Consider the following 19,251-nt stretch of genomic DNA (forward strand, 5'->3'; position numbering starts at 1 on the left):
ACAGCCCCGATGAGGGATCAAGTGTCAGATCAATTCCGGGCAGTGACGCCCACCGACACGACGATGGCCGGCGCCCCGGTTCGGGCACCGGCCATCGGCCGTGGATGAATTTCAGACCGCCCGGCGACCCTCGAAGGCCCGACCCAGGGTGATCTCGTCGGCGTACTCCAGGTCGCCGCCGACCGGCAGCCCACTGGCCAGTCGACTCACCGCGATGCCCATCGGCTTCACCATCAGGGCCAGGTAGGTGGCGGTCGCCTCGCCCTCGGTGTTCGGGTCCGTGGCCAGGATCAACTCCCGCACCCCGCCACCACCGAGCCGGATCAGCAGCTCCCGGATGCGCAGATTGTCCGGCCCGATCCCCTCCAGCGGATTGATCGCGCCGCCCAGCACGTGATAGCGACCGCGGAACTCACCCGTCCGCTCGACGGCCACCACGTCCTTGGGCTCCTCCACCACGCACAGCACCTCGTCGGTGCGGCGCGGGTCGCGGCAGATCCGGCACTGTTCGGACTCGGCCACGTTGTAGCAGGTCGTGCAGAACCGCACCAGCTCCTTGACCTTGCGCAGCGCGCCGGCCAGCCGGTTGACGTCGGCAGGATCCGCCGACAGGACGTGGAACGCGATCCGCTGAGCGCTCTTCGGGCCCACGCCCGGCAGCCGACCCAGCTCGTCGATCAGGTCCTGGATGGCACCTTCGTACATCTGCCGCCTCAGAAACCGGGCAGGCCGAGGCCGCCCATGCCACCGGCGACCGGGCCCATCTTGCGCTCGGTCAGCTCCCGGGCCGCCTCGGCGGCGTTGTGCACGGCCGCGACGACCAGGTCTTCCAGCGTCTCCACGTCATCCGGGTCGACGGCCTTCGGGTCGATCTTGATGGCCTTGAGCTCACCGGAGCCGGAGACGGTCGCGGTGACCAGCCCACCGCCGGCGGTGCCGGTCAGCTCGGCCTCGGCCAGCTCAGCCTGGGCGGCGGCGATCTGCTGCTGCATCTTCTGCGCCTGCTTCAGCATCTGCTGCATGTTCGGCTGTCCACCTGGGCGCACGGATGGCTCCTTCTCGCACTCGTCTGCTCGGCCGCCGCCCAGCCTATCCGCTGGGACCGACCCCGCCCCGCCCGGAGGCGTCCGCCCACGCCGAGCCTTCGGGTACGGCTACCACTACCCCGAACCGGGCATCTGCCGGTAGTGCGCCCAGAGCCGTCGCACTGGTGTGCTCGTGGCATGAATCTCAACCCCACCGGCCGGGTCGGCGCGCTGTGCTGGGCCGCGGCAGCACCGATCTTCCTCGTCGCCAGCCTGGTCACCGGCCTGCGGTGGCGCGAACCGACCTACAGCTGGGCCCTGCACAACATCAGCGACCTCGGCAACGCCCACTGCGGCATCTGGGACACCACCAGGCCCCGCTACGTCTGCTCGCCCTGGCACCCGCTGATGAACGCCGCGATGCTGACCACCGGAGTGCTGCTCGCCGCCGGGCTCCTGCTGACCTGGCGACTGCTCGGTCGCGGCGGCGTGGTGCGCTCGGCCCAGACGCTCCTGCTGGTGGCCGCCGGCGGGTACGCCCTGGCGGCCCTCTACCCGGCCGACGTCGACGAGAACCTGCACGTCCTCGGCGCATTTCTGATCATGGGCCTGGGCAACATCGGCCTGCTCCTCGCCGGCTTCGCGCCGGGCACCACGACGCTCGGCCGGTGGCGACCGCTCACCCTCACCGCCGGGCTCATCGCCCTGGTAGGCACCGTGTTGTTCTTCGCCCAACAGGGCGTCGGAATCGGGGTGGGCGGCATGGAACGGGTCGCAGTGCTGCCCTTCCCCCTCTGGGCCTGCTGCCTCGGCGTCCTGCTAGCCGAAAGACCTGCCAGCCTGCCTCGCTCAAACCCAAGCAAGGTCCACTAGTTCCTTGATCGTTGGCAGCTGAGCAACTCGACACGCCGCACACGCCACTGCTGAGCTGCCACCGATCGCCGCGACGCAGTCCCCTACCGGGCGTCGACCTCGTTGATCTTTTCCGCTCCGAAGGTCTCCCGGAGCAGCCGTACCGCCTGCTCCTCGCTGGACTCCCGGGCGGTCTTCTCGTCGATGACCTCGTCCAACGGCTCGTCGCCCGGGTCGAACCCCTCGTAGACCGGGGTCGCCGGCGCCGCCCCGCCCGGCCGACCACCGCGCGTCGGGCCGTCGAAGTCCGGGTCGTAGGGAGGCTCGCCCGCCCATTCGGCGTCCGCGACGGGCCGGGCTGCCGCTGGGGTACGCGCACCGCGCCCCGCCGCCGCCGCGCGAGCCGCGGCGATGGCGCTGCTCACCGGTGCGTTACCGGCTGTCGCCGGCTGCCGGGCCGCCGGTGTCGGGTTGTCCCGTCCGCCCGGTTTACCGCCACCGGCCGATGCGCCGGTGCCACCCGCAACACCTGGTCCACCGCTGTTCGCGGTGCGGCCGTTCGCGGTGCGGCCGTTCGTGCTGCCGCCGTTCGTGCTGCCGCCGGTCGCGCTGGCCGATGCGGGGGCCGAGCCGGAGCCGCCCGACGCGGCGTCGGCACCTGATCCGTCGCCCGACGCGCCGCCGGGGCGGGCGGCCTCCGGCCAGTCCTCGTCATCGGTCGCCGCCGCGGCGGAGGCACCGCCGCCGGGGCGCGCCGCCTCCGGCCAGTCGTCCTCGTCATCGGCTGCGCCGGGCTGCGCTGCGCCCGGCCCACCCGCACGGTCTGCGGCAGCGGGCTGGGCTCCGCCCTGCCGACCTGCACCGTGATCATCCGCAGCGGTGCGCGGTGCTGCGCCCTGCTGACCCGCACCGGAGCCGCTTCCGTTCACGCCGACAGCGCCGCGCGCACCCGGGCCGGTGGCGCCGGTCGCATTCGCTGCGCTGGACGGCGCATGAGTCGGCCCAGCGGCACCGGTCGAGGTCGGTGCGACGGGCGGCGCGCTCGCCGCGCTGGCAGCAGTCGGTGCGACGGGTGATGCACTCGTCGGGCTGGTAGCAATCGGTGCGACGGGTGGTGCGCTCGCCGGGCTGGTAGCGATCGGTGCGGCCGTCGGGCTGGCAGCAGTCGGCGCGGCCGGCGGCGCGCTCGTCGGGCTGGCGGCGGGTCGGGCCGGAGCGGCCTGTTGTGAGCGCTGCGAGCCGGACAGCGACACGCCACCGCGCTCACCGGCCACCTCGCAGCGGATCTGCCAGCGCCCGCCCAACTCCTCGTAGAGCGCGTCGGTCAGCACAGCCGCATGGTCGGCCATCATCTTGGCCAGCACTGTCGACTTCACCGTCAGCACCAGCATGTCGCCGTCAAGTTCGCGTACGACCGCGTCGCGCATCAGGGCCGCGATCCGCTTGTTGGTCCGGTTGACCTTGCCGACCACGTCGGGCCAGACGCGGCGGACCGCGACCGCGTCCAACGCGGCAGCCGGCGCACCCGGTCGCGGTGGCACGGGCGTGGCCGGGTCGGGGAGCACCGCCGACGGCGGCACCACGCGACGCTGGGCGGGTGAGCCGGCGCCCGGCCCGGCGGGCGAGACAGGTGCGCCCTGATCAGCGGGTGCCGACCCGACGGTGGCACCGGGTGACGCCGGGATGGGCGAGTCGGCGGCCGAGGCCGGCACGCCCGACACTGGCGCGCCCGAGGTCGGGACGCCCGAAGCCGGTGCGTTCGACGCCGGAGCGGTCGGGACCCGGCCGGCCGAGGCCGGAGCACTCGACACCGCAGCGCTCAGGTCGGCGGCGTTCCGGGTCGGGGACGCCGCCGGGTCGACCTCCCACGGCGGTGCGGAGGTCGGGGCGTTGGTGGGTGCGGGGCCTGCGGCAGCCGGGACCGGTGGGGCCTGCTGTGGGCGTACCCCCGGGTGGGCTGCTGGCGCGAAGCCGGCGGCGGCCGGTGGCGCGTCGGTGCCGCTCAGGGTGAGCCGACGTTCCATCCGCTCCAGGCGCTGGAGCAGGCCGCCGGTGGAGTCGTCCACGCCGGGCAGCAGCATCCGGGCGCAGATCAGCTCCAGCAGCAGGCGGGGCGCGGTGGTGCCACGCATCTCCACCAGGCCGTCGTGCACGATGTCGGCGCAGCGGGACAGCGTGGCCGAGCCGAGCTGCGAAGCCTGGGCGGCCATCCGCTCGATCTGGTCGCCCGGGGCGTCGATCAGACCCTTCGCGGCGGCGTCCGGCACCTGCTGGATCACGATCAGGTCGCGCAGCCGTTCCAGCAGGTCGGCGGCGAACCGGCGCATGTCGTGCCCGGCTTCGGCGACCCGGTCGACGGTGGCGTACGCGGCGGCGCCGTCAGCGGCGGCCAACGCGTCGCACATCTCGTCGATCAGCGCCGAGTCGGTGACCCCGAGCAGCGCGACGGCCCGGGCGTAGCTGACCCCCTCCGCGCCGGCGCCGGCGATGAGCTGGTCGAGCACGGAGAGGCTGTCCCGCATGCTGCCGCCACCGGCGCGCACCACCAGCGGAAAGACCGCCGGCTCGACGGTGACCCCCTCCGCCTCGCAGAGCTGCTCCAGGTACGGGCGGACCACCTTCGGCGGGAACAGCCGGAACGGGTAGTGGTGGGTCCGCGACCGGATCGTGCCGAGGACCTTCTCCGGCTCGGTGGTGGCGAAGATGAACTTGACGTACTCCGGGGGCTCCTCGACCAGCTTGAGCAGGGCGTTGAAGCCCTGGGTCGAGACCATGTGCGCCTCGTCGATGATGTAGATCTTGAAGCGGCTGCTGGCCGGCGCGAAGAAGGCACGCTCGCGCAGCTCGCGGGCGTCGTCGACGCCACCGTGGCTTGCCGCGTCGATCTCGATCACATCGATGGAGCCGGCACCGTCGGTGGCCAGCGAGCGGCAGGAGTCACACTTGCCGCACGGCTCGGGAGTGGGGCCCTGCTCACAGTTGAGCGAGCGGGCCATGATCCGGGCGCTGGTGGTCTTGCCACAGCCGCGCGGGCCGGAAAAGAGGTAGGCGTGGTTGAGCCGCCCGCTGCGCAGCGCCTGCGACAGCGGTTCGGTCACGTGCTCCTGACCGATGACCTCAGCGAAGGTACGCGGCCGGTACTTGCGGTAGAGCGCCAGCGTCACTCGTCCCGCCTCCTCTCGACCGAGCCATTCTGCGCCGGTCGGGCGCGGGTGACCACCCACCACCCCGGGCGCCTGGGTTGCCGTGCTTGATCGACCGGGCCGCCAGGGCTTGATCGACCCCGCGCCGCGCCTGACCGACGCTGCGCCGCGCTTGATCGACTCGGCTTCCTGGAAACCGCGGTGCCCGCGTGGCCGGGACACCCGACATCACGGAAGTCGAGTGGATCAACCGGCCCACAGACAAAAAGGCCTCCCGTGCACCCGGCAGAGCTCGCTTATCCTTGCTGCCTTCCGGCCCTGGGGAGGTTCACGAGATACCGCCGCACGGGAGGTGCCGCCCAGCCTACCCGACCGCCCGTCGATCTTCAGGGGGTGGTGGGGTGGCCCGGCCGACGGAGGCCTGTATCCTGGCTCGCGGAGGATTCGCCTAGAGGCCTAGGGCGCACGCTTGGAAAGCGTGTTGGGTTTACACCCTCACGAGTTCGAATCTCGTATCCTCCGCTCGTCTGAGCTGCACGACCGACAGGGCCGGCCCCACTGGGGACCGGCCCTGACTCGTCTCCGCGCCCCGCATCCAACCCGGTGCGCCTTCCCCCTCAGGCGCGGGCGCGGGCCCAGGACAGGAAGCGGTCGGTCAGCCGACCTGGGTCAACCTCGCTGAGCTGATCACTGGCCTCGGCGTGGAGCGTCGCCAGGTAGACGGTCAACGCCAGCCGGTCGTGCCGGTATTCGCCGAGCAGCCGCAGCTTCGCCGCCGAGCACGGCCAGGCGATGCCGCACGCCGCGCAGCGCCAGGTGGGTCGGGTCGGCAGATGGTTCCGGTAGCGGCGGCGGGGCACAGGCGAACCTCCTTCGCGGTGGACGGGGGTCGCCCCGTCGGGGCGACCCCCGGACTGACGCCGACCGCCGGGCTCCTGCGCCTCCACCGGTCACGCCGTCTTCTGCGGACCACTCTCTGGCGCGTCACCGGACAGGTACACCGCGTAGCGATATGGTCCTCAGATATTCGAGACATCCGATGGAGGTGCCGTGAACGATGCGCTTCGGGTGGCGCTCAGCGACACCGGGCACACCACCGAATCCCTCGCCGAGACGGTCGGCGTCGACCCGAAGACCGTGGGGCGCTGGTTGACCGAGGGGCGCATCCCGCACCCCCGGCACCGCCTGGCGGCAGCCGAGGCCCTTCACAAGGACGTGTCGGACATCTGGCCGGACACTTCAAGACGTCGTGACCCCATCTGGTTTCGTCCGTGGCAGGAGATCGAGCGCGAGGCTGTGTCACTGCGCTGGTACGAGTCGACCGTGCTGCCGGGGTTGTTGCAGACCGAGGCGTACGCCAGGGCGGTGCTGAGCGGCGCGGGCCTGATCCCCCGGGGTGACATCGAGCGGCACCTCACGGTCCGGCTCGGCCGGCAGGGCGTGCTCAGGCGAGATGACCCGCCGCAGTTCACGGCGGTCGTCGACGAGGCGGTCATCCGTCGCCCGGTGGGCGGCGGATCGACAATGCGCGAGCAACTGTTGGCCGTCGTCGCGGCGTGCGCCGAGCCGCACATCCGGGTGCACGTCGTGCCCAGCGCGGTCGGCGCCTACGCCGGGTTGAACGGCCCGTTCGTGATCGCACACAGCCATGACCACCGGGTCGCCGGTTACTTGGACAACCAACTCCAGGGACAAGTCGCTAGCGACCCCGAGGACATCGCGGCCATGATGGCGGCATGGGAGAACGTGCGCGGGGAGGCGCTGTCCCACTGGCAGTCGGTCGACCTGATGAGGGAAGTGGCGCAGACATGGAGCTGAACGGCGCACGGTGGCGTAAGAGCAGCCGCAGCAGCGGCAACGGTGGCGCATGTGTCGAGGTCGCCGACAACCTGCCCGGCGTCGTCGGCGTACGGGATTCCAAGGACCCGACCGGCCCGGCGCTCACCTTCGCGCCGGCGACCTGGCGCGCGTTCGTCAGCCGGCTCGCCATGCGGCTCTGACCAGGGCCTCAATCCGTCGTACACATGTTCTATCCACAGGCTGTGGACAGGGCTTGTGTCAGGAGCCGTCGCGGAGATCGGCGAGGCGTTCCGGCCGAAAGCTGATCTCGTCGAAGGTCATGCTGCACCCGTCGCCGGTCGGCGACTGGCCGGCGAAGCCGATCCGGTCGCGGGTCGTCTCGCCGTCGAAGCTGAACACGCGGATCAACTGCCAGGTCGTGCCGTCGACTGAGGCGTGGTACGCGTAGACCCGGCCAATTCGCGAGACGCGCAGCCACACCGATCGGTCCGCCACGACGAAGGCGTTTGCGTCGTCGGCGACACCACGGCAGATGACGGAAACGATCGAGTTCTCACCCTCGGGTGAGAACTCGAAGCACAACTTGCCCCAGCACCGCTCGTCACGCCAGATCAGCAGCACCCCGGCGTCGAAGGTGGCGGCGAAGGCGACGCTGACCCGGGCGCTGAACTGGAAGTCACCCTCCGGCGGCAGGTCACCCAGCAGCGTCGCCGCGTTGAGGATGGGCGCGGCGTTCTCGTCCCCGTCGACGCCGACTCCGCTCGGGTCGATGAAGATGTCTGTGCGCGGCTCCGCCGACACCGTCACGGCGCCGGTCGTCTCGTCCACCCGCCAGAGCCCCTCGGGTGAGGGCACGAGCGGAGACGGCACACCGGGGACGGTCAGTTGGTCAGCCATGACCAGGACCGTACAACGGGTCCCGGCAGGGAGTCTGTCGCCGCTGGGCGGGTACGGTCCGGGAATCGACGCCGGCTCGCCGGAAACCGTCGTACACATGTTCTATCCACAGGCTGTGGACGGCGGAGGGTCTGATGGCTTACCAGCTCAGCGCGGTGGTCGCGGACGCCGAGCTGCTCCGCGAGCAGACCGCCGAGCTGGATCACGCGGTCCTCGGCGAGCTGCGCCAGGATTTCGGGTTGTTGCCGGTCACGCCGCAGTTGGTGGTGGAGCTGACCGGGTCGCTGCCGGATTTCGCGACGGACGACCGGAGCACCGAGCACCCGTTCGGCCTGGTGCTGTCGCCGACGCTGACCGAGTCGCTGACCCGCTGGTCAGAGGCGGGGCCGGTGGCATACCTGGAGGCGGAGTTCGGCGGTGGCACCGGCTACCAGTCGGCGGCGGTGTGGCTGGGCGGGACGCTGTCGTGGGGCCCAGGCTTCGACGACGTGTTGGACGCGCCGCGCGAGCAGTGGCCGATCAACGCGGCGCTGACCCGGCTCGGTGTCGAGCCCGGCGAGTGGATCGACCCGTTCGCCGAACTGGGGTTGCACCTGGAGCGCAACACCGAGGGTTGGCTGGCGCACGGGCGGCGTCGACTCAGCGCCGACTACTGGGATGAGCTGGTCGAACAGTGGGAAAATCAGTAATCCGGCGAACGCCAGCAACCTGAGCGCCCTCGTTCCGTTGGGGACTGGGGGATTCCATGAAATTGCGACAATTTGCTTTTATAGCCATGCTGATGACGGCTGCCTCGATCGCTGGCAGCGGCGTACCGCCAACCGGGTCGATCCCGCACGGCCGGCCCGCCGGCAGCGTGGAGATCATCGACCTGAACGGCCTGCGCAACATCGAGTTCGGTGACACCGAGGATGAGCTGACCCAGCGCGGCATCCTGCGTACCAGCCTGGACGCCTGCGGGCCGATGCTCGTCGGCCACGACACGGTCAGCCCGGTCTTCATGGACGACAGACTGGTGCTGCTCTGGGTCGGCGACCCGATGCGGACACCGGAGGGCATAACGGTGGGCTCGCCCGTCGACCAGGTCTGGGCCCGCTACCAGTTGGTGACCAGACTCGATGCTCCACAGGGGACGCACCGTCTCGACGGGTTGCTCGCCCGCAGCGGCGACCGCGCGTACCTGTTCCTGCACGACGGGCGCACGGTCCGAAAAACCATCGCGGGGTACGCCGACTGGGCCCGCCGCCTCTTCGACGAGGGCGTCGGCCCCTGCTGAGCCGCCGGTCAGCGAGGGCCCGACAAGCCGATTGTCGGTGATCGACCTTCGTGAAACTATCTCCTCGCTCGCGCAGATCGCGCGACTCTCACGGGGAGCAAAGCGTGCGGACAACCATGTTCAAACCACTGTGGAGACACCTGCTGAGGTGCACGGCTGTGGCCGCCCTCAGCGCCGCCGGGACGGGCCTGTTGGCCGCTCCTGCCACCGCCGCCCCGACGGGCGAGCCGTCGGCCCGACCGGCAACAACGACCGAGCAGTCACGCCCGGCAACCGTGCCGGCGGAAGCACCGGTCACCCCTGCGCCCCCCGCTCCGGCCCGGGCCACCAAGACCCCGCCGAAGGTCGACAGCACATCCGCCACCTGTGGCGGACAACTTCCGCTGGGCAAGGTCACGAACTGCGCCTCGATCGCAGGCTCCGCGAAGCAGACCTGGACGATCACCTCCACGGTTGACCAGGACACCCTGTTCATTCGGCTTCGACAGATCTCGGGTGACAGCGTCGGCGCCGAAGTCAAAGGCCCCGATGGCGCCAACGTCTGTTACGTCAGCTCCTACCTGACGGACTGCGAGCTCGACGCCGCGGGCACCTACACGGTGACGGTGGCTCTCAGCTACAACACCGGCGAGGGCGCCTACTCGCTGTCGGCGGAGTCGATGCGGACCCCCTCCACCTGCACCGATCTGCCCAAGAGCTTCTTCTCCTTCGCCTCGACCGGACGCAGCGGCACGCTGCCCGCCGGGCTGGCCGCCCGCTGCTTCACCTTCAAGCAGCCCGCCGACACGGTCCTGCACCTGGCCGACCCGGGCGGCGCCGAGGACATCCAGGGCCGCATCCTCAACGGGCAGTTCCAGCCGGTCTGCTCGGTGCGCTATCCCACGGAATGCACGCTCCAGGGCGCCGGGCCGTACCGGCTCTTCCTTGAGGAGACCTACGGCAACAAGGCTGCCTACACCCTCAAGATGCCGCGGATCTCGCAGTCCGTCGGATGCCCGGCCCTGCCCTTGGCCGCCTTCGGAGACCCGGACTCGGCGGTCGGGACCGGCACCGTGCCGCCGAACCAGGGGATCAGCTGCCAAGCGCTGCGGGTCACCACCCCCGGCCGCCTGCTCGTCCGCATGGATCAGTACGCAAACCAGTACCTCGACTGGCGGGTGTACGACGACGCGGGACAGGTGGTGTGCACGGAGTTCGACTCCTCGCGGTCCTGCGCCGCACCGACGGCCGGCTCCTACACGCTGGTGTTGCAGAACTGGAACTGGGAACCGGCCGCCTACCGGTTGGCGGTGGCCCGGCTCGACCAGCCCGAGGGCTGCGCCACCCCCACCGGGCTCGCGTGGGATCAGCCGACCCTGACGGTGCACCAGACCTCAGCCGTGCAGACCAACTGCCAGCCGTTCCACGGCGAGGCCGGTGAGCGGGTCATGGTCTACCGCGCCCCGGACCGGTACAACGACGTCTCCTCCTGGCTCGCCGACGAGCAGGGTGCCGTCATCTGCACCGAATCATCGGAGGAGGACGGCTGTGTCCTCCCGTCGACCGGCACCTACCGGGTCGTCTCCTACCTCTCGCGGTGGGACCCTGAGGACACCGACCTCACCTACCGGATGCAGGTGCACACCCTCTCGGACGCGACCGGCTGCCCGACGGTCACGCCCGGGGCGTACAACACCGCCCCGGCCGGCCCGCTCGGCGCCGTCCGCTGCCGCGTCCTGGACCTCCCCGCCGCCGGCACCTACCGGGTCAAGGCGGTCGGGGAGAACAACTACCGGCAGTACGCGAACGTCTACGACAGCACCGGCCACCGGGTGTGCACGGACGTGTGGTGCCAGGTCCCCGCCGCCGGCAGGTACACGCTCGTGCTCGGTGGCGGCGACCCGGGATCGGTGATCGACGAGAACCTGCGGTACCACCTCGCGGTGTTGCCGTGGTTGCCGTCCGACTGCCGGCCGGCCTCCGACACCGGCTGGCAGGACGCACCGGTACGAGGGCAGCTCACCACCCCGGCGCAGTTCGACTGCCTCCAGCTGAGCAGCCCTTCCGGTTCCGTCATCACCGAACTGCTTCCCGGCGATGCCACCGGAGCCGGCTCGCCCGACGTGACGGTGATCGACTCCACCGGGGCCTTCATGTGCGACTCGTCCTGGGGGCTGCGCCAGGCCCACTGCGAGCTGACCGGCCAGGCGCCGTTCCTCGCCGTGGTCAACTCGCGCGACGGTGCCTCGGACGGGCCGTACTCGCTCGCGTTCGCACGTACCGATGGCCCGCCTGCCTGCCCGACCCTGCCGGCGGGTGCGACGGGCGCCACCGTGGCGACCGGCGCGGACCGGTTCGGAGTCTGCCTCTCGATCCCGGCCGACGCCCGCGCCGCCACGGAGTCGATCACGTGGACGCGGACCGACGGGGCCGGTGACGCTCGTTTGTCGGTATTCGACTCGAAGGGCATTCGGTACTGCGGCCCGACCGGCTACGCCGTCGAGCGGACGATCACCTGCACCCTGCCGGACGGCCCGGTCGCGGTGATCCTGGAGGCGGACGGTGTCGACGCCACGTATCGGCTGACCCACCGCGACGCCAGCACCCCCGGCGCGTGACGGGCGGCGAGCCGGCTCTCCGCTCGGAGAGCCGGCTCGCCGGACACCACGTGTTCAGCGGCCGAACGCCCGCCAGAAGTCGTACGAGTGGGCTGTCGCGAAATCCGTCGTGCCCGACCCGCCGCCATCGGCCAGCACCCGGACGTAGGGGGAACCGCTGCCCAGTCGGGGCCAGCCCGCCCGCCCCGTCCGGGCGAAGTCGGTCCAGGTCCGGACCATGGTGTCGGCGAGCCGCCGCTGGGTTGGCGTGAGCGCCTCGGCGTAGTCGACAGTGAACAGGTACGGCAGTTCGGCGCAGTGGTACGCGCCGGCGGCAAACGTGGGCTCAGGCTCCTTGGTGAAGAACGGCGCATCCCCGTCGGCGAACTCGTACGCGAACGTCGGCACCCGTCGGGCGAACGCCACCGCCGCGGAGTAGACCGGCTCGGCGTAGTCGTGATCGGTCAGCACCGCGCCCAACGTCGCGCTGGCCGGTTGCGCGTCGTCGCGCGGATAGCGGGCCAGCACCTTCTCGGCACGGTCACCGAACATGGCGCGTACCTGGTCGCGGTACTGCTCGTCGCTGAGCGGGCACGACTCCGGCTCCTGGTCCGGCTTCGGCGGCTCCGCGCAGTTGAGCCCGCTGCGCTCGATGCCCCACACCACGAGCCGGGACTCGTTCCGATTCATCCCGGTCAACACCGGCACCGGGTGCAGCCTCCCGGTCGTCAGCGCGTACGCCGGGTCGACCGGCAGCGTGCGGCCGTCGACGGCCGGGCCGAGGTCGACCCCCGCGCCCGGATAGCCGACGGTCCCGATGAGCAGGGCCGGGTCCTGCCCGCGCAGGCAGGCCGCGACCACACCCGGGTCGGTGCAGCCGACCCGCCGGGCGAACTCCTCGGCGGCACTGATCGCCTCGGCCCGGGTCTGGACCGGCTTGGCGCACGAGTTGCTCTGCATGATCGCGCGATGGAACAGGCCCGCGGCGGCCGGCGCGGCGAGCTGCGCGCAGACGCTCGTCGCCCCGGCGGACTGGCCGAACAGGGTGACGTTGCCCGGGTCACCACCGAAGGCAGCGGCGTTGCGCCGCACCCAGCGCAGTGCGGCCTGCTGGTCCTGCAACCCGAAGTTGCCGGTGATCCCGCCCGCGTCGGCCAGCGCCGGATGCTCCAGGAAACCGAGCGCGCCCAGCCGGTAGTTCAGCGTGACGACGATGACGTCGCCACCGGCCGCCAGTCGTTGCCCGCCGTACACGTCTCCGCTACCGAACCGGAAGTCCCCGCCGTGCAGCCACACCATGACCGGTCGAGGCGATCGCGCGGCCGGTCGCGGGGTGGTGACGTTCAGGTAGAGGCAGTCCTCGGACTCCGACGGTGTGTCCATCGGCAGCCCCTGTAGTTGCGCGCACGCAACACCCGGTCGCGTCGCGTCCCGTACACCCGTCCATGTCGGACCGGGCTGCGGTGGGGCCCAGCGCAACGGACCCAGCGGCGGGCGCGCGTACGGGATCCCCTGGAACGACAGGTGATCCGCCGCGACACTGCCGCGCAGCGCGCCCTGGTCGGTCCGGACGACGGCCCCGCTCCGGCGGTCGTCTGCCGCCGCCGGGCCGACGGCTGTCGCTGGCGCAAGCAGCGCGACAGCGCCCAGAGCGGCAACCCACCGGGGGTACGGGAATCTGGTCATGGTCTCCCCAATCGTCTGAGCCGGTACGGCGTACGCACCGGGTTGGGACGAGCATGTCGACCTGAGACCCACCCGGCCAGGGAGCTCTAGTACGCCGAGGCGGGAGCAATGCGAGATGCGACGGGACGCCTGCCGGCGCTCTAGTGCGCTACGGTCACCCGGAGACCGGTGGGAGGGCGACAGTGGCGCAGATCGACGAGTCCACTCCCCCTTATCTGCGCATCGTCGCGGAGTTGCGGCGGCGCATCACGGCAGGCGAGTTGAGCCCCGGCGACCGAGTGCCGTCCACCCGGCAGATCGTCCGGGAGTGGGGGGTCGCCATGGCGACCGCCAGCCGCGCCCTCACCGTCCTTCGACAGGAGAGCCTGGTGCGGGCGGTGCCGGGGGTGGGCATGGTGGTGACCGGCACCGAGCCGCCCTCACCCGGTCGGAGCGGGCGGGCCAGTGTCCGTCGTGGGCCGGCCCACGGGCTGACCCGCGACCAGGTGGTGCGGGCAGCCATGGAGATCGCCGACGCCGAGGGGTTGGCGGCGCTGAGCATGCGCCGCATCGCCACCGAGTTGGACGCACCCACCATGTCGCTGTACCGGCAGATCCGGGGCAAGGAGCAGCTTCTGCTGCTGATGGCGGACGCGGCCTTCGCCGCGCATCGGCTGCCCCAGAGGATCCCGTCCGGCTGGCGAGCCCAACTGGAGTTGCTCTGCCGGCTTCAGTGGTCGATCTATCAGCGGCATCCGTGGCTGGCCCAGGTGATCTCGCTGACCCGCCCACTGATGGCGCCGCACGCCGTCGCGCACACCGAATGGGCGCTGCAAGCCCTCGCCGGGCACGGCCTGGACCCGCACACCCAGCTCCACCTGGTCGCCGCACTGGCCAACCACGTACGCGGCACCGCGGTCAACCTGGAACGGGAGGCCGAGGCGGAACAGGACACCGGTCTCACCGACGACGAGTGGATGACCGCCCAGGCTGACGTGCTGGGCGGGCTGCTCGCGGCTGGCGAGTTTCCGCACCTGGCCCGACTCACCCGGACGGCGGTCGACCTCAACGTCGAGAGCCTCTTCGAATTCGGCCTGCAACGGCTGCTCGACGGGGTGGCGGCACTGGTCGGGCGCTGAGCGCTCAGACCGTCCCGGTAGCTTGCTCGGGCAGCCGCGCCCCGGACGCCGCGGCGAAACCGGCGAGCGCGATCTCCGCGGCCTGTCGCAGGTCTTCCCGGCTGACACCGGCGGCGGCATGCACCGCCTGCCCCTCGCTGACGATCATGACGAAGCGGGCGAGCGCGACCGGGTCGGCCTGAGCGGGTAGGTCGCCTTCGGCGACAGCGCGGGCAAACCGGTCGGCAAGAGCCCCTTCGCCGGCCAGGCGGCTGGCGGCGAGGAACCCGGCGACGGGTGCGTTCTCGCTGGAGCAGGCGGTGCCGCCCTGGATCGAGAGGCACCCGGCCGGACGGTCGGGCCGGGTCACGGCGAGCACGTTCTCCCGCAGCAGGGTGGCGACCACCTCGTACGCGGTGGGTTGGGCGAACGCGCTCCGGGCGTACGCCATGTCCTTTTCGGCGTAGCGGGCCACGGCCTTGCGGAACAGCTCCTCCTTGCCCCCGTAGGCGGCGTAGAGGCTGGGTTTGTTGATGCCCATCGCGGCGGTGAGGTCGCTCACCGACGCGCCCTCGTACCCCTGACGCCAGAACACCTCCACTGCGCGCTCCAGCGCCTCGTCGGCGTCGAAACCCCGTGGTCGCCCTCGCTCTGGCACGGCCACCACCTCCCTGGGTCCACCCTACCCGCGGCCCAACCGATCGGTACAGAAATTTGCGGACGCCGCCGCCGGTTGCTACGGTCGGATCCGTACCGCTCGGTACAGAATAGGTGGGAGGACGGCGTGGCGAATCACTTGAACACCCCGCTACCTGCGGTCGGGCTCTGGAGCATGGAGCTACGCGGTGCCGCCGAACCGGCCATTCGGGACGCGGCGACCGAACTCGACGAACAGGGCTTCCGGGCACTGTGGGTGCCCGGCCTGGACGGTGGCGGGGCCGTGGACGACGTCGGACACCTCCTGGGAGCCGCGCCGCACGCCACGATCGCACTGGGAGTGCTGGCGATCTGGGGCCAGGACCCGACGGCTCTGGGCGACCGGCTGGCCGCGCTGGACGCCGCGCACGGACCCCGGACGGTCTTCGGCTTCGGGGTCAGCAACGCCCACTCCGCCGCCCAGGCCGGCCAGGACTACGGCCGACCGGTGGAGTCGATGAGCCGCTGGCTGGATTCCCTGGACGCCGCGCCACGGCCGGTTCCCGTCGAGCGCCGCATCCTCGGTGCGCTCGGGCCGAGGATGGCGGACCTGGCTGCCGACCGGACGGCCGGCTGGCACCCGTTCATGGTGACCCCGGACTACAGCGCCGTGCAGCGCGAACGCGTGGGGGCGCAGCCGCTGATCGCACCGCACCTGGCCGTCGTCCTCGACAAGAACCCGGAGCGGGCCCGCGCTGCCGCCCGGGCGGGGATCGGCATGTTCATCGGCTTTCCGACCTACCGGGCCAACCTGGCCCGCCTCGGGTTCACCGACGACGACCTGGTCGCCGGCGGGAGTGACCGCCTGATCGACGCCCTCGTCGCGTGGGGCGACCTGGACGCGGTGGCCACGCGCATCCGGGAGCACCTGGACGCGGGCGCGAACCACGTCGCCCTCCACGTGCTGCGACCCGACGACCCGGGCCGGCCGGCGCTGCCCCTGCCGCAGTGGCGCGACCTGGCCGCCCTCCTGCCGAGCTTCACCCCGGCCCCCGCAACCCATTGACCACCGGCCGCAACGGCCGGCCGGACCACCCGCACCGCAACAAGAGGAGATCCATCGTGGGACAGCTCGACGGCAAGACCGCCCTCGTCACCGGGGGCACCACGGGCATCGGCCTGGCCACCGCCCGCCGATTCGCCGCCGAAGGCGCGTACGTCTTCGTCACCGGCCGGCGCAAGGGCCCGCTGGACGAGGCCGTGGCCAGCATCGGCACCAACGCCACCGGTATCGCCAGTGACGTCGGCAACCTCGACGACCTGGACCGGGTGATGCGGGCGATCGAGGACCGGGGCGCCGGGCTGGACGTGGTGTTCGCCAACGCCGGCGGCGGCGAGTTCCTCCCGCTCGACTCGATCACGGTCGAACACATCGCCAGCACCTTCGACACCAACATCTACGGCACCGTCTTCACCGTGCAGAAGGCCCTGCCCCTGCTCAATGAGGGTGCCTCGATCGTGCTGACCGGCTCGACGGCCGCCAGCAACGGCACCCCGGCGTTCAGCGTCTACGCCGCGTCCAAGGCCGCCATCCGCTCGTTCGGCCGCACCTGGGCCGCCGAGTTGGTCGGCCGGAACATCCGAGTCAACACCCTGGTCCCCGGCTCGACCGAGACCCCCGGGCTCGCGGGTCTGGCGCCCAGCCCCGAGGAGGCCCCCGGCCTGCTCCAGTCCATTGCCTCGGGCGTGCCCATGCGCCGGATGGCCCACCCGGACGAGATCGCCAACGCGGCGCTCTTCCTCGCCTCCGACCAGAGCAGCTTCATGACCGGTGGCGAGCTGTTCGTCGATGGCGGCGAGCAGCAGCTCTGAGCGAAGCGCCCGGCCGGTCCTCGCGGATCGACCGGGCGCTCGTCTACCGCCACCCCGGCTCGGCGTTCAGACGGTCGGGAAGAACCAGAGGACATCGCTCAGGCCGCTGTCGTTCGACACGACGATGTCGTCGCGCCCGTCCCCGGTGAAGTCGTCCACGACGGGCACGCCGGGCACGTTGGGCGTGGCCAGGGTGATCGGGGCCTGGAAGGTGCCGTCACCGTTGCCGAGCACCACCAGCACGCCGTAGTAGCCGCCGCCGAACGCGAGATCCGCCCGACCGTCCCCGTCGAAATCGCCGCCGGTCGCGTTCCGCTCACCCTGTCCGAAGAATTGGGTGCGCTCCTCGGCGAAAGTGCCATCGCCGTTACCCGCCAGATAGAGCGCGTCACCCCATTCGGCTCCCGGTACGAGCGCGTCGACCCGGCCGTCAGTGTCGAAGTCGGCAACCACGGCCGGGTTACGCGCGCTCCCCAGTTCCCTCCACACCCCGGGTGCAAATGTGCCGTTCCCGGTGTTCAACCAGGTCACCACCCGGCCGTACACGCCGCCGGTCGCCACCAGGTCGACGTGACCGTCCCCATTGAGGTCGGCGCCGGTCAGCCCGTTGTTGGCGGTCGGCTCGGCCGCCAGAGTCGCACCGAGGGCGAACCGGCCCCGCCCGTCGTTGCGCAGCACCTGGACCTGTTCCCGCCCGGCGAGGGTCAGCGCCAGGTCGACGTCCCGGTCACCGTCGAAGTCGGCCGCCACCAGGTTGCGGGGGATGCTGTTCACGGCCAAGTCGATCACCCGAGGCGCGTGGAAACGGCCGTCGCCTCGGCCGAGAGCGATCACCACCTGGTTGAGACCGATGTCGACGACCGTGGCGACCAGGTCCCGCCGGCCGTCGCCGTTGACGTCGGCGAGCGCGACCGAGCGGGGCGCGCCGCCGAGGGCCACCACGCTCCTCGCGCGGAAGCCGGTCGCCCCCTGGCCGAGCAGGATCGAAACCCGGTCCGCGTCCGGGTGCGCGACCGCCAGGTCGGGCCGCCCGTCGCCGTTGAGATCACCGGTGGCCATGGCACCCGGCACGGCGCCGGTCGCCACGTCGACCGGTGGGCCGAAGCTGGCGGTCGCGGCGGCCGCGGCGGCCGGGGTGACGGCCGTCAGCAACGCGACGACCAGGGCGGGCACCCCTAGGGTACGGATTCGCATGCGTGATCCTCCCGTGACGATGTACCCGGACCGGGTCCATCGCCCGCCCGGGCAGGGACGAGCCTCGCGCGCGGTGAGATAACGCCGGGTTAAGCCGGCACTAACTCGATCACCTCGCCCATTGGCTGAGACCACTGGCGAAAGCGCCCGGCCGATCCTCGCGGATCGTCCGGGCGCTTTCGCACTTCAGAGCGGTGGCGGAGGGATTTGAACCCTCGGAGGGCGTTAACCCTCACACGCTTTCGAGGCGTGCTCCTTAGGCCGCTCGGACACGCCACCGCCGACGAGGGTACAGGACCGCTGGTTCCGACGCCGAACCGGTATCGCCCGTGCCGGCCTGGCAGGATCTTTGCCATGAGTACGCACATCGGCGCGAAGCCGGGCGAGATCGCCGAGCGGGTCCTGATGCCGGGCGACCCCCTGCGGGCCAAGTGGATCGCAGAGACCTACCTCGAGGGCGCCACCTGCTACTCGACGGTCCGGGGCATGCTGGGTTTCACCGGCCGCTGGAACGGCGTCGAGGTTTCCGTCCAGGGCTCCGGCATGGGCATGCCGTCGGCCTCCATCTACGCACACGAGCTGATCAACGAGTACGGCGTGAAGACGCTGATCCGCGTCGGCTCCTGTGGTGCCCTCAGCACCGACCTGCAACTGCGGGACGTGGTGGCGGCCATCGGGTCCTCCACCGACTCCAACATGAACCGGATGCGCTTCGACGGGCTGATCGACTACGCCCCGGTGGCCGACTTCGGGCTGCTGCGTACGTCGGTCGAGGTGGCTGAGCGGCGCGGCATCACGATGCACGTCGGGCCGATCCTGGCGGCGGACGCCTTCTACACCGACCGGCCGGACCTCTACGACACGCTCGCCGACTACGGCGTGCTGGCGGTGGAGATGGAGTCGGCGGCGCTCTACACGATCGCCGCCCGCTTCAAGGCCCGCGCGCTGACCGTGCTGACCGTCAGCGACCACATCAAGACCGGCGAGAAGACCACCTCCGAGGAGCGGGAGCAGACCTTCAGCCAGATGGTCGAGATCGCCCTCGACACGATCATCGCCTGACCCGTCCGGGCGGCGTCACCGCGGAGAGCGTGATGACTGTGTGGCATAAATATGCCTCACAGTCATCACGCTCTTCGGCATCAGGCCGGCCCGATCCCGCCACGCCAACCCGCGCCACGCCACGCGAGCCCGATC

At 71.3% G+C, this 19,251-nt stretch carries 18 protein-coding genes, 2 tRNA genes and 1 other RNA gene; 11 read left to right on the forward strand and 10 right to left on the reverse strand.

What is annotated here, in order from left to right; translation table 11 throughout:
* Positions 1-111: 111 nt before the first annotated feature.
* The gene (recR, locus tag GA0070619_RS26860; RefSeq protein WP_088950605.1) at positions 112-705 is read right to left on the reverse strand and encodes a recombination mediator RecR; all 594 of its coding nucleotides are present in this window, start codon (positions 703-705) and stop codon (positions 112-114) included.
* Between the two features lie 8 nt (positions 706-713).
* Complete coding sequence (locus tag GA0070619_RS26865; protein WP_007466279.1) at positions 714-1,022, reverse strand: YbaB/EbfC family nucleoid-associated protein; 309 nt, start codon at positions 1,020-1,022, stop codon at positions 714-716.
* A gap of 201 nt (positions 1,023-1,223) precedes the next feature.
* Between GA0070619_RS26865 and GA0070619_RS26870 the strand changes: the two genes are divergently transcribed.
* A complete protein-coding gene (locus tag GA0070619_RS26870) occupies positions 1,224-1,898 on the forward strand; it encodes a DUF998 domain-containing protein (protein WP_088950606.1) in 675 nt (224 codons plus the stop codon).
* A gap of 83 nt (positions 1,899-1,981) precedes the next feature.
* Here the strand turns inward: GA0070619_RS26870 and GA0070619_RS26875 are convergent, their stop codons facing one another.
* Both GA0070619_RS26875 and ffs read right to left on the reverse strand, forming a co-directional pair.
* Entirely contained in the window at positions 1,982-5,041 is a 3,060-nt protein-coding gene (locus GA0070619_RS26875) for a DNA polymerase III subunit gamma and tau (protein WP_088950607.1), read from the reverse strand.
* Between the two features lie 244 nt (positions 5,042-5,285).
* Positions 5,286-5,375: signal recognition particle sRNA small type (gene ffs, locus GA0070619_RS26880), an RNA gene on the reverse strand.
* A gap of 82 nt (positions 5,376-5,457) precedes the next feature.
* On the opposite strand from ffs, the gene GA0070619_RS26885 reads away from it, so the two are divergent.
* Positions 5,458-5,542, forward strand: a tRNA-Ser gene (locus GA0070619_RS26885).
* 95 nt (positions 5,543-5,637) lie between these two features.
* On the opposite strand, the gene GA0070619_RS26890 is transcribed toward GA0070619_RS26885, so the two are convergent.
* Positions 5,638-5,880, reverse strand: a complete 243-nt coding sequence (locus GA0070619_RS26890) for a flavin reductase (RefSeq protein WP_088950608.1) — start codon at positions 5,878-5,880, stop codon at positions 5,638-5,640.
* Positions 5,881-6,070: 190 nt separating this feature from the next.
* Here GA0070619_RS26890 and GA0070619_RS26895 point away from each other — a divergent pair, with 190 nt between their 5' ends.
* Together GA0070619_RS26895 and GA0070619_RS26900 are read left to right on the forward strand one after the other, a co-directional pair.
* On the forward strand, positions 6,071-6,838 hold the full coding sequence (locus GA0070619_RS26895) for a helix-turn-helix domain-containing protein (RefSeq protein WP_088950609.1): 768 nt from the start codon (positions 6,071-6,073) through the stop codon (positions 6,836-6,838).
* Positions 6,829-7,020 carry a DUF397 domain-containing protein gene (locus GA0070619_RS26900; protein ID WP_088950610.1) on the forward strand — a complete coding sequence of 64 codons (192 nt, stop codon included), beginning with the start codon at positions 6,829-6,831 and terminating at the stop codon, positions 7,018-7,020. Before GA0070619_RS26895 ends, GA0070619_RS26900 begins: the two co-directional genes overlap by 10 nt.
* A gap of 58 nt (positions 7,021-7,078) precedes the next feature.
* On the opposite strand, the gene GA0070619_RS26905 is transcribed toward GA0070619_RS26900, so the two are convergent.
* Positions 7,079-7,717, reverse strand: a complete 639-nt coding sequence (locus GA0070619_RS26905; RefSeq protein WP_088950611.1) for a DUF1349 domain-containing protein — start codon at positions 7,715-7,717, stop codon at positions 7,079-7,081.
* 134 nt (positions 7,718-7,851) lie between these two features.
* On the opposite strand from GA0070619_RS26905, the gene GA0070619_RS26910 reads away from it, so the two are divergent.
* The 3 genes from GA0070619_RS26910 to GA0070619_RS26920 all read left to right on the forward strand — a co-directional run bounded on the left by GA0070619_RS26910 (position 7,852) and on the right by GA0070619_RS26920 (position 11,590).
* The gene (locus GA0070619_RS26910; protein ID WP_088950612.1) at positions 7,852-8,406 is read left to right on the forward strand and encodes a hypothetical protein; all 555 of its coding nucleotides are present in this window, start codon (positions 7,852-7,854) and stop codon (positions 8,404-8,406) included.
* Between the two features lie 92 nt (positions 8,407-8,498).
* Complete coding sequence (locus GA0070619_RS26915; protein WP_172862127.1) at positions 8,499-8,993, forward strand: hypothetical protein; 495 nt, start codon at positions 8,499-8,501, stop codon at positions 8,991-8,993.
* Between the two features lie 158 nt (positions 8,994-9,151).
* Positions 9,152-11,590, forward strand: coding sequence for a hypothetical protein (locus tag GA0070619_RS26920; RefSeq protein ID WP_157744088.1), 2,439 nt, complete (start codon positions 9,152-9,154; stop codon positions 11,588-11,590).
* Positions 11,591-11,644: 54 nt separating this feature from the next.
* Here GA0070619_RS26920 and GA0070619_RS26925 read toward each other — a convergent pair whose 3' ends face one another.
* Positions 11,645-13,255 carry a carboxylesterase/lipase family protein gene (locus GA0070619_RS26925; protein ID WP_088950615.1) on the reverse strand — a complete coding sequence of 537 codons (1,611 nt, stop codon included), beginning with the start codon at positions 13,253-13,255 and terminating at the stop codon, positions 11,645-11,647.
* A 182-nt stretch (positions 13,256-13,437) separates the two neighbouring features.
* On the opposite strand from GA0070619_RS26925, the gene GA0070619_RS26930 reads away from it, so the two are divergent.
* Positions 13,438-14,373 carry a TetR/AcrR family transcriptional regulator C-terminal domain-containing protein gene (locus GA0070619_RS26930; RefSeq protein WP_088950616.1) on the forward strand — a complete coding sequence of 312 codons (936 nt, stop codon included), beginning with the start codon at positions 13,438-13,440 and terminating at the stop codon, positions 14,371-14,373.
* 4 nt (positions 14,374-14,377) lie between these two features.
* On the opposite strand, the gene GA0070619_RS26935 is transcribed toward GA0070619_RS26930, so the two are convergent.
* The gene (locus GA0070619_RS26935; RefSeq protein WP_088952076.1) at positions 14,378-15,010 is read right to left on the reverse strand and encodes a TetR/AcrR family transcriptional regulator; all 633 of its coding nucleotides are present in this window, start codon (positions 15,008-15,010) and stop codon (positions 14,378-14,380) included.
* Positions 15,011-15,136: 126 nt separating this feature from the next.
* On the opposite strand from GA0070619_RS26935, the gene GA0070619_RS26940 reads away from it, so the two are divergent.
* Positions 15,137-16,054 (forward strand): TIGR03620 family F420-dependent LLM class oxidoreductase, encoded by a 918-nt coding sequence (locus GA0070619_RS26940; protein ID WP_231927168.1) that lies wholly within the window; start codon positions 15,137-15,139, stop codon positions 16,052-16,054.
* A gap of 56 nt (positions 16,055-16,110) precedes the next feature.
* Positions 16,111-16,860 carry an SDR family oxidoreductase gene (locus GA0070619_RS26945; RefSeq protein ID WP_088952077.1) on the forward strand — a complete coding sequence of 250 codons (750 nt, stop codon included), beginning with the start codon at positions 16,111-16,113 and terminating at the stop codon, positions 16,858-16,860.
* 66 nt (positions 16,861-16,926) lie between these two features.
* Here the strand turns inward: GA0070619_RS26945 and GA0070619_RS26950 are convergent, their stop codons facing one another.
* Together GA0070619_RS26950 and GA0070619_RS26955 are read right to left on the reverse strand one after the other, a co-directional pair.
* Positions 16,927-18,054 carry an FG-GAP repeat domain-containing protein gene (locus GA0070619_RS26950; RefSeq protein WP_088950618.1) on the reverse strand — a complete coding sequence of 376 codons (1,128 nt, stop codon included), beginning with the start codon at positions 18,052-18,054 and terminating at the stop codon, positions 16,927-16,929.
* 192 nt (positions 18,055-18,246) lie between these two features.
* Positions 18,247-18,333, reverse strand: a tRNA-Ser gene (locus GA0070619_RS26955).
* Positions 18,334-18,408: 75 nt separating this feature from the next.
* On the opposite strand from GA0070619_RS26955, the gene deoD reads away from it, so the two are divergent.
* Positions 18,409-19,116 (forward strand): purine-nucleoside phosphorylase, encoded by a 708-nt coding sequence (gene deoD / locus GA0070619_RS26960; RefSeq protein WP_074315244.1) that lies wholly within the window; start codon positions 18,409-18,411, stop codon positions 19,114-19,116.
* Positions 19,117-19,251: the final 135 nt, after the last annotated feature.

Origin of the sequence: Micromonospora zamorensis, assembly GCF_900090275.1 — a bacterium.
In the GTDB taxonomy this organism is placed as follows: domain Bacteria; phylum Actinomycetota; class Actinomycetes; order Mycobacteriales; family Micromonosporaceae; genus Micromonospora; species Micromonospora zamorensis.